Source organism: Pseudomonas rubra (assembly GCF_028656935.1).
Taxonomy (GTDB): domain Bacteria; phylum Pseudomonadota; class Gammaproteobacteria; order Pseudomonadales; family Pseudomonadaceae; genus Aquipseudomonas; species Aquipseudomonas rubra.
In genome coordinates this window covers 24,053-36,627 of record NZ_JAMDGZ010000027.1, presented here as the reverse complement: position 1 = coordinate 36,627, position 12,575 = coordinate 24,053, and the positions used below count along the sequence as shown (strand labels likewise).

The following is a 12,575-nucleotide window of genomic DNA, read 5'->3' as shown; positions in this document are numbered from 1 at the left end:
ATAGCGAGGACACAGCCGTGCTGGCCGTCCTCATGTGGTTGGTTGAAACAGGAAATCTTTTGCGCGGCCCCGACGCTCAGGGCATCAGCCCGCGCACGTAGGCCTGGCAAGCACGCAAGGCGATCAGTCCACGGTCACCGTCGTCGGTGATGGCGACAATTCGTCGAGCATGCGCCGGGTCAAGTCGGGCGCGTACGGGGCCATGATCCAGGCCGCTGGTGCCGGGGGCGGCGGGCAGGCCGGAACAACCGGCGGCGTCGCGCTCGACCAGGACTGACAGCCGCACGTCAGCAGTAGCCAGGCGATCACGCAGGCGTGCCTGAGTCTGTTGGGCATCGAGTAGCTCCTGATAATGTCGTTGCTCACTGACCGCCAGTTGCTGCGCCAGTCCTTGGCGTTGCAGGCGTTCGGCGACCAGTTGCGCGGCAGCGGCTTCGGCCTGTGCCAACCACTCCTGCTCGTGCTGTTGCGCTTGCTCTGCCAGCTTTTTCCCCATGCGCCAGCCCTGGACCTGCCAGGTCAGCGCACAGGCCAGCAACATCAGCAGTGCAACGGCGCCCCGTTGCAGGCGGCTCAACACAGCACCTCGCGGGCCCGCGCCCAGAGTTTCAGGCGGTCTTCAAGGCCGTTGAGCCCCCCATTGATATGCCGGGTGATGCGGTTGAACTCGTCCAGGTCGGCCAGTTGGTTGAGGCCGCGCGAGTGCCAGAACCAGGCCGCCGACTCGGCCGCCCATTGCGGTTGTTCGAGCAGTTGTGGCAGCTTGAGCAAACGCTCGTCACCGAACAGGGCCATGCTGCAAGCCCGGTAGTTGTTGCGCCCGGTCACCTGGATCAGGCCGCGGCCGCAATACAACTGGCCATCACCGTCCGCTTCGGGGGTGTTGCCCAAACGCAAGGCCAGGCTGCCGGTGTCGTAGCGCGCCAGGTAGCGGTCATTGCCCAGCTCCTTGACATAGCGCAACTGACCAGATTCGTGGCCGATCTGGGCGAGAAAGGCTGCCATGCGCCGTGGGGTATCGATGTCCCAGCGGGCCATGGCCAGGTTCAAGGCCGGTAGAAAAACGCCCGCATTCAGGCGGGCGTTGGGGAACACGGCAGCAAGTTGCTCCAGCGTCATGTAAGGTTCCTCATCCTTGGGGTTCAAATGGGGTGCAGCTGAATCGTCTTCAGGCCCGGCCTGCTTTTGGCTTTCTTGCCTTTGGCTCTGGCTTTGCCTTGGCTGCCACCGTTGCAGTCGACCGTCGTTCCCCAGCCACTGGCGCTGAAACTGTGCTCGACCGACTCGATCAGGTACTCACCGTCCAGGCCGTCCTTGAAGCCCTGGGCAAGAATCAGGCGCTCGGCAAACAGATCGGTGCGTCCGGCCATTTCCAGCCGCACGCTGGCAGTGCTGCGGTTGAACGCCGCCAGGCGCGCCTTGGCAGCCTGCTCGGCAGCAGCTTTGTTGGGGTAGAGATGACGGTCGCTGTGCACCGGCTGCAACCCGGCCGGCGAGTCGTCATTGGCCAGGTCGATAATCTTCAGCCCGCCGCTTTTGGGATCCTGATGCCGGGTTTGCACAGCCTTGTGCGTGCCTTTGTCGGCCAAGCGAATCTGCCAGCGGCTCACATCGCTGCGGTTTAGGGTAACGACCCCCAGGGCCTGCCCACTGGCGCTGCGCCCGGCCTGACGCGACAGCACCAGCAACTTGCCGTCACCGACCTTGGCCGTACAGTCGTACTGCCTGGCCAGGCGGGTAATGAAGTTGAAGTCCGACTCGTTGAACTGATCGACCCGTAGCACCCGTGTGCTCACCGGACAGACCGGCTGCCAGCCGTTGCGCGCGGCAATGTCCCTCACGATCTGCTGCAGTGGCACGTCCTCCCAGCTACCGCTGCGGATACTCTTGCCAGTACCACGCATGTCGCTGGCTTTGCCACGGATGACGATACTGTCGGGCGGACCGGACAATTCGATCTCATCCACGGTATAGCGCCCCAGGCGCGTCAAGACCTGGCCGGCGTAGCCCAGGTGCACTTCGATCAGAGCCCCTCTGGCAGGCAGGGTCACGGCGCCGTCGCGATCGTCAATGCGCAACTCGAACTCGTCGGAGTCCATTCCAGGCTTGTCCGAGGTACGCAATGACAGCAAGCGATCGTTGATCAGTTCGGTAATGTCCTTGCCATCGGCAACGAGGCGAAACACTGGCTGCATGGTTCAGGCTCCAGAAAAGAAAGGCCCCGCACACGGCGGGGCCTGGTCATCACAGTTAACGACAGGCATCAATCCCACAGTTGCACCGTGGCATCGCTCGTTGTCGGCAGCTCCGGCAGCAGGATCAATACCCCGGAGCAAAACGGTTGCGGTTGCTCGGCCAGGCCTTGATTGGCTGCCAACACGGCCTCGACGGTGCCGTTCAGGTGGCCGTAGTAGTGCTGACACAAGGTGTCGAGCACGTCGCCCTCAGCGGTTCTGCAGGTCGTCGCCATAGCTCACAAACTCCAGTGAGAAACCTTGTTTTCGCGGGATGCCCCCGGCCAGCAGATTGCTCTGGTCTTCATCGACGCCGGTCAGGCACCAGGTGCCCAACACCTCGCCGTAACCACTGGTCAGGGTCAAGGGTTGCAGTTGCCGGCCGATGCTGCGCAACGCCTGCAACTGGCCAAGCCCGCCCTTGAAGCCAGGGAAAATCGCGCCCTTGATGCTGATCTTCTCATCACCCAGACCCACTGCCTGTTGCGCAGTGCTGCGGGTCAGACGCTCCTGGCCCGCCCAGCGAAAACTGGTCTGCCGACGCAGTTCATCGAATGCTGCGGTATCGAGGTTGAAGTAATAGGCCGGTGACTGGGCTTTGAGCGGCTGCAGAATCAGCAAATGCGGGAACGGCTTGACCGCTTCTGCCGCCGGCGTTACTTCAGGGGCAAAGCTGCTGGTCGGCAGGATATTGGCCAGGGACGGACTGATCTTGCCCGCCAACCGATTGATCGCGGCGCTGACCCGGCCGACCTGGGCCTTCACCGTGGCGACGCCGTCACGTACCTGCGCCACCACCGCCACGGCCCGATCGTACTTAGCCAGCGCCTGGTCGACGCTGGACTGAGCCTTGTTGATCGCCCGCAAGCTACGCTGCAGCTTGGCACCAATGGCAGGCCCGACAAAGGGCAACGCCTCTAGTTCGGCGGCGGCACCGATGAACTCGGCGGCGGCATCCTTGACCGGCGCCAGCATTTCATCAGCGCTGCGCCGCCCTGCCTCACCCGCCGCCACCAGGGCGCCAAGCCCTGATTGCAACTGATCCATGTAGGTCATGGCACCTCCTTAAGCAACATGAGGAACGTCGTACAGCTGACGGCTGGTGGATTGACGGAGCAGATCCTCGAACTCCCGCCGGACAATGGCACCGACTTGCTGGGCAAGCTGCAAGGGATCGCTCATCCCGCCCTGAACCGTGATGGTGGGTGAAAAGGTGATTTGCTGAACTAGCTGCGGCTGTTGGCTGGCGCCAGGCTGTTCCATCCCGGGTGCCATGGAAAGCACGCCTGGCTGGTCTGCCGCAGGCTCCATCCCACGAACAGTGTTGCCGATTCGCCCGACGGCAATGCCAGCGTCATCCTTGGAACGCTGCAAGCTCAAGGGTTGCCGGGCGGCTGACGGGGCCTGTCCCCTGTCCTGGGCGGGGGTGGCGAGCGATCCGGCCTGTTTGCTGTCAAGCGTACCTGCGAGATGCCCCCCCACCCATGCGCCAAACTCCCGGCTTGGCAGCAGAACAGGCACGCCTGGCGCCGACCCAAGCAATGCCCCGGTCACTGATGCGCTGACAAACTTCATGAGTTTGTCGTCCTCATCAGCTCTAGTCGGTGCTTGGCCTACGGCGGGTGTGGTTTTGCCCAGCTCGCTGGGGCATGGTTTGCACGTGTCTGCTGGGGGAGCAAACCAGCGCTTCGCCATCCAGCCACTCAAACCGTCATGCGCAGGCTGCCCCGAGGATGCACTTGGCAAAGGGCCGGCCCCTGGTATTGGCGACGGCACAGATGACAGCCTCGTCAGCACCGGCATCGGTCCATCCGCCGTGACATTGCCACTGTCCTTGCGCAACAAGGATATCGGTGGCAGCGCCTGAGCAGGCCTTGAAGCTGGCGCTGGTGCCTCAGGGTCACTCATCCGGCGTTTTCCCAGATACGTACCCAAGCCTTCGCCCGCCAAACCGCCGCCCCATTCGCCAATCAGTTCGCCGCCCCGTTCGCCGAATACAGCCCCGGTCGGCCCACCGAGTCTGCCTCCAACCCAGCCCCCGAACCGTGCCCCTGCGAGCTTGCCCAGGGTTTCACCATAACTCTTGGCCTTTTCTTCAGGTGACTGGTCACTGGTATAGGTACTGAAAATATCGTATCCCGCCTCCAGATAATCAAGACGCTTACCCCACCGCTCAGCAGCATCGTCCGGTTTCGCTGACGGGTCGTGCGATGCTTCAGTGCGAGGAGGTTGCTCTGCAGGCAGCTGGTGCGCACTTCCAGACCCGGTGGGTTGGGTTTCTTTCTTGGCTGCGGAACGTTGCTCAGGCTCGCCTGAACGCGCCTTTGCGTGAGCCTTGCTCGCTTTACCTGGGCGAACCTTGCCCACTTGTTTGCCAAGGGCCATTGTCATCGCGCCCAGGGAAAGCCAATCAACTTCCGGCACTGCTGCTTGTGTTGTATTGCTGCCCGATGGGGCCAGACCAGGACCTGGCAGTGCCTTGTTGGACGCACCCGGACGAGCTTCGGCCTGGCCTGTTGCAAGCCTTGAAGCTGGAGCTGATGCTTCCGGGTCACTCATCCGGCGTTTTCCCAGATACGTACCCAAGCCTTCGCCCGCCAAACCGCCGCCCCATTCGCCAATCAGTTCGCCGCCCCGTTCGCCGAATACAGCCCCGGTCGGCCCACCGAGTCTGCCTCCAACCCAGCCCCCGAACCGTGCCCCTGCGAGCTTGCCCAGGGTTTCACCATAACTCTTGGCCTTTTCTTCAGGTGACTGGTCACTGGTATAGATACTGAAAATATCGTATCCCGCCTCCAGATAATCAAGACGCTTACCCCACCGCTCAGCAGCATCGTCCGGTTTCGCTGACGGGTCGTGCGATGTTTCAGTGCGAGGAGGTTGCTCTGCAGGCGGCTGGTGCGCACTTCCAGACCCGGTGGGTTGGGTTTCTTTCTTGGCTGCGGAACGTTGCTCAGGCCCGCCTGAACGCGCCTTTGCGTGAGCCTTGCTCGCTTTACCTGGGCGAACCTTGCCCACTTGTTTGCCAAGGGCCATTGTCATCGCGCCCAGGGAAAGCCAATCAACTTCCGGCACTGCTGCTTGTGTTGTATTGCTGCCCGATGGGGCCAGGCCAAGACCTGGCTGTGCCTTGCTGGACCCACCCGGGCGAGCTTCAGCCTGGCCTGCGCCTGACTTCAACCCTAAGACCAACTTCATCAAGCCCAGTGACAGCACATCAAGGCCCGCAATTTTTACCACCAACGGGTTGCTGCTGTTCGACTGCGTTGGCACCTTAGCGTCCTGCCCCGCTGCCGAATCATCAGTCGAAGCCAATTCATCTGAACCTGTCCCGTGCTGTTCCTCGCGCGGCCTCTGGGTCTTGCCAAGAGTGTTCTGATCGGCCTGTTTGAAAATGTTGATTCGCTCCAGGACCGCCTTGAAAACCACTCCTAGCGTCGGCTTGACGATGGCACCAATCACCTGCGCTTGCGCCAGTTTGCTCGCCATCTGATCCCCCTTTTGCATGGCTATACGCTCAATCCGTGAGCCACCAGACCATGTCGCTGTACGACATGGTCATGATCTGGGCGGCGGTAAAGTTCAGCTCTTTGGCGAGCCGCTTTGCCGCCGCCTTCTGCAGCCTGGGATCAAAGCTCGTCGTCTTGCACCAGACGAAAATAGCCCGCCTGCAAGCGGCCGTAATCCTTGAGCGGCAGTTCCTCGAGATCCTTGATCCCGACTTCGGCCAGGGAGGCGAAGAGGTTCAGCTCCCGCTGCTCGTCATCGCCACTGGCTTGTGACTGCGCAGTACGGATATCGCGCACGGTCGGCGCGCGCAGCGCCAGACTGTCGACTTGAACGCCATTGGCCTGGCAGGGTTTGCTCAAGGTCACGACGACGCGCTCGGCGCTCACCGCCAGCCAGCTCGGTGTCTTGTTTGCTTGCTGCATGGGAGCTCCTTAAAGGCCCAGGGCCGAACGTTGAGCGGCGAGCTGGTCGACGCCGTTGATGACGCGCTTCATGCCCAGCGGGTCGATTTCGTAGACCAGGCGGCCGTCGACTTCGAGCTTGTAGTAGGTCACGGCGACGTTGTGCTTGATCTCGGCCTTGTCGCCCGGTTTCCAGTCGCCCATGTCGACCTCTTTGAGCGCCCCGCGCAGGGTGACGATGACCGGGGTGATTTTGCCTTTGAGGCCTTTGAAGGCACCGCGGAAGGTGCCGTTGAATGCCGAGCCGTCAGCCAGGCCGAAGAACTTCAGCGACTCGCGGCGCACGCCGGTGGTGACGAAGCCGGCTTCCTGCTTCTCCATGCCCTGATCGATTTCGATCGCCATGTCCATGCCGCCGGCACGGTGTTCCTCCATCTTCAGGGTGAGTTTGGGCAGGGTCAGGCTGGGGACGTCACCTTGAAAGCTGACGCCATCGACGAACAGGTTCAGGTTGGCCAGGGTTTCGGGAATCATTGCCATGGTTGTTGCTCCTTAAACGGCTTGGTCGAGGACTTCGGTCAACCACTGGTTGGTGACTTCGACACGGAAATTCGGGTTCTCGGCGGGCGGCACGTCGGTGAAACGGATGTTCCAGTAGACCTTGCCCTGCTCCAGCTGGCTGGCGGTGTTCAGCTCGGGGTCGGCGAACACTTCGAAATTGATGATTGCGCCCTGGGCCTTGAGATCACGCATGAACGCCTGCAGGCCTTCGGTGACATCCTTGACGTAGGTCGCGGTGATCGAACGGTCCACGGCCCACTTGTGGCCGTAGAGGATGGCGTCCATGACGATGTCCATGGTCCGCACGCGGGTGACGAAAGCCCACTTGGGGTCGCTGCTCAGGGTGCGGTTGCCCCACAGGCGATAGCCGTCATCGCGAATCACGGTGGTGATGTTGGCGTTGTTGAGCAGGTTGGCCCGGCAAGTGGCATCGCCATCCAGGTACTCGATCGAGCGGCTGGTGCCGGTGATGCCAACGAATTCCTTGTTCGATGGCGAGGCCCAGAAGCCGTACTCGCTGTCGGTCCAGGCGAACAGGCCAGCCACCCAGGCCGATGCCGGGGCATCGAGGGTTGCGCTTTTGCCGGTGTCCCAGTACTGCACGCCCGGGTCGATCAGGTAGGCACGCTTGGCGCCAAAGTTGTCGGCGTAGGCGATGGCCGCCTCGTCGGTGGTATTCGGGCCATCGATGATGGCCAGGCCACGCAGCTTGTCAGCCAGGGCCACCAGGGCGGTACCAACGGCCAGGGTGGAACTGTGCTTGGGCGTGACCAGCAGGCGCGGCTGGGCGTTGAAACGGCTCTTGCCGTCGAGCAGCGCCTGCAGGCCGGTGCGTTTGCCATCGGCCAGCACACCGCCGATGATTGCCGAAGTCTGCGCCGCCTCTTCGTCGAGCTTGGCTACGCCGCAGGCAACGATGACCGCTTTGGCACGGCTGTAGATGGCCTGGCAGGCCCGGGTGATCGCCGCATCGGCGCCGAACGCGGCAACCGCTTCACGCTCGCTGGTGATCAGCACCAGGTCGTTGGCCTTGGCACTGGCGGTAGGCCCGGGAGTGAAGGTATCGACCAGGCCGATGATCGAGGAAGAAGGCAACGCAATGGTGCGTGCACCAGTGTCGACGTTGGTGACGGTAACGCCGTGGAAAAATCCACTCATGAGTAAGTCTCCAGAAATGCAAAAGCCCCGCGGTGCGGGGCCTTCAGAGGGTTTGTTGCGGGTAAGAAAAAGCCCCGGCGGTGCGGGGCTTTATTGGGTTTGGGTGCTGAGCCAGGTGGGTGGAGTGGGCCGAAACTCACTGTCGGGAAAACGCTCGGACTGTGGCCAGTCGCGCAGGGCTTTGCGGTAGATCTGAAGCGTCTGATACTGCACGGTATCCAACGTTGTGCCACCTGTCTCAAGCTCGTCTCGATGACGGGCGACCAGGCCATCCGTCTCAGCCAACTGATTGGCGCGCCAACTCAAGGCAGACGCTTTGCGTTGCTCCAGAGTAGGTGGTTCCTGAGCCATCAAAACCGGATTACCTTGATCGTCGGGCATGATTCGCTTGCCTGATCGACTCTGTCCTTCAAACAATGACAGATACGTCTCATAGTCAATTGGCCGCACGTCATCAGGCACAGAAGCACCATGAATCGACTGTACATAAAAGCCGTTGACCGACGGTGAGTAGTACATGTTCTCGATTGATGCGGAGGGTGCACTTGCAAGCCCTTCAGTATTCATGGGGACTCCTTTCAATAGCCAATTGCGATATACATACTGCCTTGGTTCATACCAACGTTTGGGCCGGTGTTTGTAATACTGATACTGCTTACCGTTCCATCAGCACCCAACGAATACTCAGCAGCGCCAATCGCGTAACCTTTGATGGCTGTACAAGCGAGAAATGCATTTGGAAAAACAATGGGCAGCGCAAACGTCACCGTTTGCTGCTGTACCACAGTGACTCGATTCCATTGCATGATGAGCCCCGACGGGAGCTTCTGGAAACCGTTCGTAGCCAACGACGCCTGGAAGGGGCGGGTTTTGCCCATAACTCCCGTGCCAGTGAGAAGCCAGCAATTATCGTCCACATACAAGCAATCCACATAAGAGTCGGGTGGAATGATGCGGGTGGTAGCAGTCCACGCACCGTCGATGTTTTCCTGCATCAGATCGACGCCCTGCCGGTCGAGCGTCATGTTGTAGACGCCCCAATTCTGCACCCTGATCGTCGCACCCCGAGGGATCTTGTTGGTTATCGAGTTGGGCAGGCTATACGCGTTGGCGGTTGGAGCAGACGCCGCATGCCAGAAGTGCGCAACGCCACCTACATGGGCAATGGTTCCACTGACAACGCCTGTAAACGAAAAGAAGTTGCTGTACTGGACACCACGACGCGTTACCCAGTCGGTGTTCGCAATATGCGTATCAGTGGAAAAAACCGGTGCTGTCTTGCACGTTGGAACACCTGTCAGGGCTGGCGACTCGAGCGGTGCCTTGAGCGACAAATGATTGGTCATTGTCGCAGCAAAATTCGGATCATTACCCAGTGCAGCAGCCAACTCGTTGAGCGTATCGAGCGCAGCGGGCGAAGACCCGACCAGATCTGTCAACTGCCGTCGGACAAAATCCAGCGTAGCTATCTGGTTTCCGGTGGCAGTGACTCCCGCCGTAGGGGCCTTGGGCATTCCGGTAAAGTTAGGCGAGTCCACAGGAGCTCTGCTGGAATCAACAGGGTGCCGATGATCCTCTCGGGCTTTTTTCGCTGACACTCCAACCGTAGCTACACCATCCATCAATGGAGCCGCAGTACCGCGTTCATTGGCCAGTTCCTGCTGGACAAATCCGGCGCTCGCCAAACGCCCATCCTGGGCGCCAGCGGGTAGGGTCGGCATGCTGTTCAAGCGGTGCAATGTACCGGTCCCCTGGGCGAACCACTCCGTACCACTGACACGAACCAGTTCCAGCTCAGTGCAGGGATACATCGTCACACTCGAGAGTGTGCTGCCCCCTACCCAGATTTTCTGCGTGCCATACGCGCTGATCTCCACAGGCACGCCGGCCATGCTCTGCAGGTTGAGCTTCCCGCCCGTCGGCAGATCAGTTGCACTTGGCAACGTTAGAGTCTGTCCGACGGTAGTTCCGTAGAAATAGATCAGCTTTCCGGCTTCAGCAGCACTGATCGGGCCACTGACGTTGCGAGGCGCGATTCCGTTGTAGCCAGCGGCAACGTTCTCGAACACCAGCGGGTCCACACCCAACACCAGTGGACCATCACTGACCAGTTTCCACTGCGTATCCGCAAGCTTTGTGCCTTGTTCAACGGTAACGGTCAGGCCTGGCGTAACGTCGGCAATGCTGTCCGCATCCGCAGCCCGCTGCCATAACCCCACATTGGCGATGTAGATGCCATTCTCCCTGGCCTGCACCTGATCCTTGACCAGCACCCGGTCCCCTGCACGGATTGCAATACCATCCAGTACCGGCAAACCACCCAGATCGATCGGGCCTGTGGTTGCAGCGCGCACACTGTTTTTACTATCAAGCTTGCCGATTTCCTCGGACAGCCGCAGCTCTACAAACTCGCGCGTTGCCAACACCACCGCCGGGTCAATCTTCAAGGTCACGTTAGCCGCGCTGGTGACAATGAAGTTCATCCGCACGACCTGGGTCTTGCCGGTGCCCTGGTTGAGCAGTGGTTTGAAACTCGGTGCACAGTTGGCAACGGCTACCAGGTCACCCTCGGCATCGTAAAGGCCAATTTCCCGAATCCACCAGCCGCCGACATCCGGAGGGATAACCTGTTCGGCAATCACGATGCTTGCGTTGGCAGGGTCAACCTTGAGCTGGTTGAGCGGCGCGCGGCGACGCTCGTTGATCAGTCGGGTCTGGGTTCTAGACGGCGTAGGCTCAGTGCCGTTGGCATCACCTACGCCCATTTGCATAAAGGTCCAAGGCACACCCAAGGCATCGGCGTTGGCCTGTTTGGCCTCACCTACCGCCGTGAGGATGGCAAAGAACTGGCTGTTTTGATCAGTCATAAATAAACGTCCAGAGTTTCGATGTGGTGTGTTCGACCTACAGGGCCGAAGCCGCCCTTGACTTCAATGTCGAGGGACGCTGGAGGGAACACGTCAATTTCATCGCCTTCGGACACGCTCATCGCCAAGCGCAAATGTCCGGTGGTGGCGAGCGTGATCGCAAGCCCGATCAGATGGCGGCTAACCGGCTTGGCGTCATCGATAAGCCGGGTCAGCTCCAGGTACATTTCTTCGGAGATTCCGTTCTCCAGTACCCCGACCTGCAGCGCAAAAGTGCCCGGCACGCCTTGCGGCGCCGTTTGCCACCACTCTTTTACTTCGATCAGGTAACCCAGCGGTTCCACCACCCGGCGCAGCGCACCAATGGTCCCTTTGTGCGCATGTACGTAGAATGCCGAGCGAATGACCGAACGCTTGATTGCCTCTGGCCAGGTTTCATCCCAGCGGTCCACTGACCAGGCCCAGGCCAGTTGATGCAACAGGTGCGCAGGGCACGTGTCGGGGTTGTACAGCGTCCGTAGCGGTACTTCGGTGGTTTCACATCCGGCCGCCTCGATGGCCAGTTCCAGATCAGTGCTGTTGAGCGGGAGCAGACTGTCCATGTCAGCTCCCCCGCGTTACGCTGATCCCTTCACACCAGGCCGCTTGTGCCTGGGTCGGGCGAATGTCGGTCCAGTTGTTCAGGTCGACGCGGCTGACGCCGTTGATATGCAACTGGGCATCCACGCCCGAGCGGGCCACTTCAACACCCAGGCGCCGGCGCGGATTGATCCAGGCTTGCAGGCGGCGTTTGCACTCGGCAAGCGTCGCCTCGATCTCCGGACCGCTGCCGCTCATGTGCACCACTGCGTCGATGCGGTAGCGCAGGATCTGCGCACCTTGCACCGTCAAACGATCGCCCACCGGGCGCACGTCATCGTCATTGAGCTTGCGTCGCACGGTCTCCAGCAGTTGCGGTCCGGCGTCGCCAACGCTTTCGAGCGTCAGCACGGTCACCACCACCTCGGCCGGCGACGGGCTTTCGGCCGTCGCATCGGCCACTTGGCCGGACGCGTTACGGGCATGCAGGATGTAGCTGTTGCGCGGGCCGGCCGTGGTCAACCCTTCATAAACCAGTTGCACCCGCTCGCGCAGCGCATCGTCTTCCTCCAGCACCTGCGGGGTGGGCGGTACGCTGCTGGTGTCTTGAGCCTGCACCACCAGCCGCTGCAGTTGCACATTGGCGGCCAGTTGATCCAGGTCGGCACCTTGCGCATAGGCCAGCAACAGTGCCTTGGCGGCATCGTTGACCCGCGCACGGTTGAGCAGCTTGCGGTAAGCGCCGACTTCCAGCAGTTTGTTCACCGGGTCGCTTTCGACAGCAGCGTCCCAGTTGTCGCCCATATGCGACCGGAAGGTCGCCAGGTCAGCCTGGTAGATGGCCTCGAAATCGAGGTCTTCCAGTACCTGCGGCGCGGGCAACGCCGATAGATCCACACTACTCATGCCGTCACCTCCAGGGTCTGGCTGGCGTTCAGGTATTGCCCGGTGAGTTGCAAGGTAATCTGCCCGCCAACCACTGCCGTTACCCTGACCCGCTCCAGCTTCAAACGTGGCTCCCAACGCCCCAGGGCGCGCGCCACCTCCGCCTGTACCGCGCTTTTCCAGCCTTCGTTGACCGGCAGGTCGACAAAGCGGCGCAGCTTGCTGCCGTATTCCGGACGCATGCGTCGGCTGCCCAGTGGCGTGGTGAGGATGTCTTCGATGGACTGGCGTAAATGTGCAAGGCCGGATAACGGCTGGCCGCTCCGGCGATCCATGCCGATCATTGATGTTCTCCAGGCGTAAAAAAGCCCGCAGTGGGC

14 protein-coding genes are annotated in these 12,575 nt (G+C 61.1%); all 14 read right to left on the bottom strand.

The genetic code is table 11. From position 1 onward, the window contains the following. Nucleotides 1-76: 76 nt before the first annotated feature. The 14 genes from M5G17_RS13590 to M5G17_RS13525 all read right to left on the bottom strand — a co-directional run bounded on the left by M5G17_RS13590 (nt 77) and on the right by M5G17_RS13525 (nt 12,539). On the bottom strand, nt 77-577 hold the full coding sequence (locus tag M5G17_RS13590) for a lysis system spanin subunit (protein WP_273893429.1): 501 nt from the start codon (nt 575-577) through the stop codon (nt 77-79). Next, a complete protein-coding gene (locus tag M5G17_RS13585) occupies nt 574-1,119 on the bottom strand; it encodes a glycoside hydrolase family 19 protein (protein WP_273893428.1) in 546 nt (181 codons plus the stop codon). Before M5G17_RS13585 ends, M5G17_RS13590 begins: the two co-directional genes overlap by 4 nt. A 23-nt stretch (nt 1,120-1,142) precedes the next feature. Next, entirely contained in the window at nt 1,143-2,195 is a 1,053-nt protein-coding gene (locus M5G17_RS13580) for a phage late control D family protein (protein ID WP_273893427.1), read from the bottom strand. A 68-nt stretch (nt 2,196-2,263) separates the two neighbouring features. Beyond that, nucleotides 2,264-2,470, bottom strand: a complete 207-nt coding sequence (locus M5G17_RS13575; RefSeq protein ID WP_273893426.1) for a tail protein X — start codon at nt 2,468-2,470, stop codon at nt 2,264-2,266. Continuing rightward, the gene (locus M5G17_RS13570) at nt 2,445-3,290 is read right to left on the bottom strand and encodes a phage tail protein (RefSeq protein WP_273893425.1); all 846 of its coding nucleotides are present in this window, start codon (nt 3,288-3,290) and stop codon (nt 2,445-2,447) included. Before M5G17_RS13570 ends, M5G17_RS13575 begins: the two co-directional genes overlap by 26 nt. A gap of 9 nt (nt 3,291-3,299) precedes the next feature. Next, nucleotides 3,300-5,723, bottom strand: coding sequence for a hypothetical protein (locus M5G17_RS13565; protein ID WP_273893424.1), 2,424 nt, complete (start codon nt 5,721-5,723; stop codon nt 3,300-3,302). A gap of 140 nt (nt 5,724-5,863) precedes the next feature. Next, nucleotides 5,864-6,166: a phage tail assembly protein gene (locus tag M5G17_RS13560; protein WP_273893423.1), complete on the bottom strand. Its 303-nt coding sequence runs from the start codon at nt 6,164-6,166 to the stop codon at nt 5,864-5,866. 9 nt (nt 6,167-6,175) lie between these two features. After that, the gene (locus M5G17_RS13555) at nt 6,176-6,685 is read right to left on the bottom strand and encodes a phage major tail tube protein (protein WP_038996697.1); all 510 of its coding nucleotides are present in this window, start codon (nt 6,683-6,685) and stop codon (nt 6,176-6,178) included. Between the two features lie 12 nt (nt 6,686-6,697). After that, complete coding sequence (locus M5G17_RS13550) at nt 6,698-7,864, bottom strand: phage tail sheath family protein (protein WP_273893422.1); 1,167 nt, start codon at nt 7,862-7,864, stop codon at nt 6,698-6,700. A 90-nt stretch (nt 7,865-7,954) separates the two neighbouring features. Beyond that, nucleotides 7,955-8,431: a tail fiber assembly protein gene (locus tag M5G17_RS13545; protein WP_273893421.1), complete on the bottom strand. Its 477-nt coding sequence runs from the start codon at nt 8,429-8,431 to the stop codon at nt 7,955-7,957. 11 nt (nt 8,432-8,442) lie between these two features. After that, nucleotides 8,443-10,731 carry a phage tail protein gene (locus M5G17_RS13540; protein WP_273893419.1) on the bottom strand — a complete coding sequence of 763 codons (2,289 nt, stop codon included), beginning with the start codon at nt 10,729-10,731 and terminating at the stop codon, nt 8,443-8,445. Then, entirely contained in the window at nt 10,728-11,333 is a 606-nt protein-coding gene (locus tag M5G17_RS13535) for a phage tail protein I (RefSeq protein WP_273893418.1), read from the bottom strand. Before M5G17_RS13535 ends, M5G17_RS13540 begins: the two co-directional genes overlap by 4 nt. 1 nt (nt 11,334) lies before the next feature. Further along, on the bottom strand, nt 11,335-12,216 hold the full coding sequence (locus M5G17_RS13530) for a baseplate assembly protein (protein ID WP_273893417.1): 882 nt from the start codon (nt 12,214-12,216) through the stop codon (nt 11,335-11,337). After that, nucleotides 12,213-12,539 (bottom strand): GPW/gp25 family protein, encoded by a 327-nt coding sequence (locus M5G17_RS13525; RefSeq protein WP_273893416.1) that lies wholly within the window; start codon nt 12,537-12,539, stop codon nt 12,213-12,215. Before M5G17_RS13525 ends, M5G17_RS13530 begins: the two co-directional genes overlap by 4 nt. Nucleotides 12,540-12,575: the final 36 nt, after the last annotated feature.

Coding starts and splice junctions, on each gene's coding strand:
- M5G17_RS13530 (WP_273893417.1), bottom strand. CDS start 12,216: ATGAGTAGTGTGGATCTATCGGCGTTGCCCGCGCCGCAGGTACTGGAA.
- M5G17_RS13555 (WP_038996697.1), bottom strand. CDS start 6,685: ATGGCAATGATTCCCGAAACCCTGGCCAACCTGAACCTGTTCGTCGAT.
- M5G17_RS13585 (WP_273893428.1), bottom strand. CDS start 1,119: ATGACGCTGGAGCAACTTGCTGCCGTGTTCCCCAACGCCCGCCTGAAT.
- M5G17_RS13525 (WP_273893416.1), bottom strand. CDS start 12,539: ATGATCGGCATGGATCGCCGGAGCGGCCAGCCGTTATCCGGCCTTGCA.
- M5G17_RS13575 (WP_273893426.1), bottom strand. CDS start 2,470: ATGGCGACGACCTGCAGAACCGCTGAGGGCGACGTGCTCGACACCTTG.
- M5G17_RS13560 (WP_273893423.1), bottom strand. CDS start 6,166: ATGCAGCAAGCAAACAAGACACCGAGCTGGCTGGCGGTGAGCGCCGAG.
- M5G17_RS13540 (WP_273893419.1), bottom strand. CDS start 10,731: ATGACTGATCAAAACAGCCAGTTCTTTGCCATCCTCACGGCGGTAGGT.
- M5G17_RS13570 (WP_273893425.1), bottom strand. CDS start 3,290: ATGACCTACATGGATCAGTTGCAATCAGGGCTTGGCGCCCTGGTGGCG.
- M5G17_RS13565 (WP_273893424.1), bottom strand. CDS start 5,723: ATGGCGAGCAAACTGGCGCAAGCGCAGGTGATTGGTGCCATCGTCAAG.
- M5G17_RS13535 (WP_273893418.1), bottom strand. CDS start 11,333: ATGGACAGTCTGCTCCCGCTCAACAGCACTGATCTGGAACTGGCCATC.
- M5G17_RS13545 (WP_273893421.1), bottom strand. CDS start 8,431: ATGAATACTGAAGGGCTTGCAAGTGCACCCTCCGCATCAATCGAGAAC.
- M5G17_RS13550 (WP_273893422.1), bottom strand. CDS start 7,864: ATGAGTGGATTTTTCCACGGCGTTACCGTCACCAACGTCGACACTGGT.
- M5G17_RS13580 (WP_273893427.1), bottom strand. CDS start 2,195: ATGCAGCCAGTGTTTCGCCTCGTTGCCGATGGCAAGGACATTACCGAA.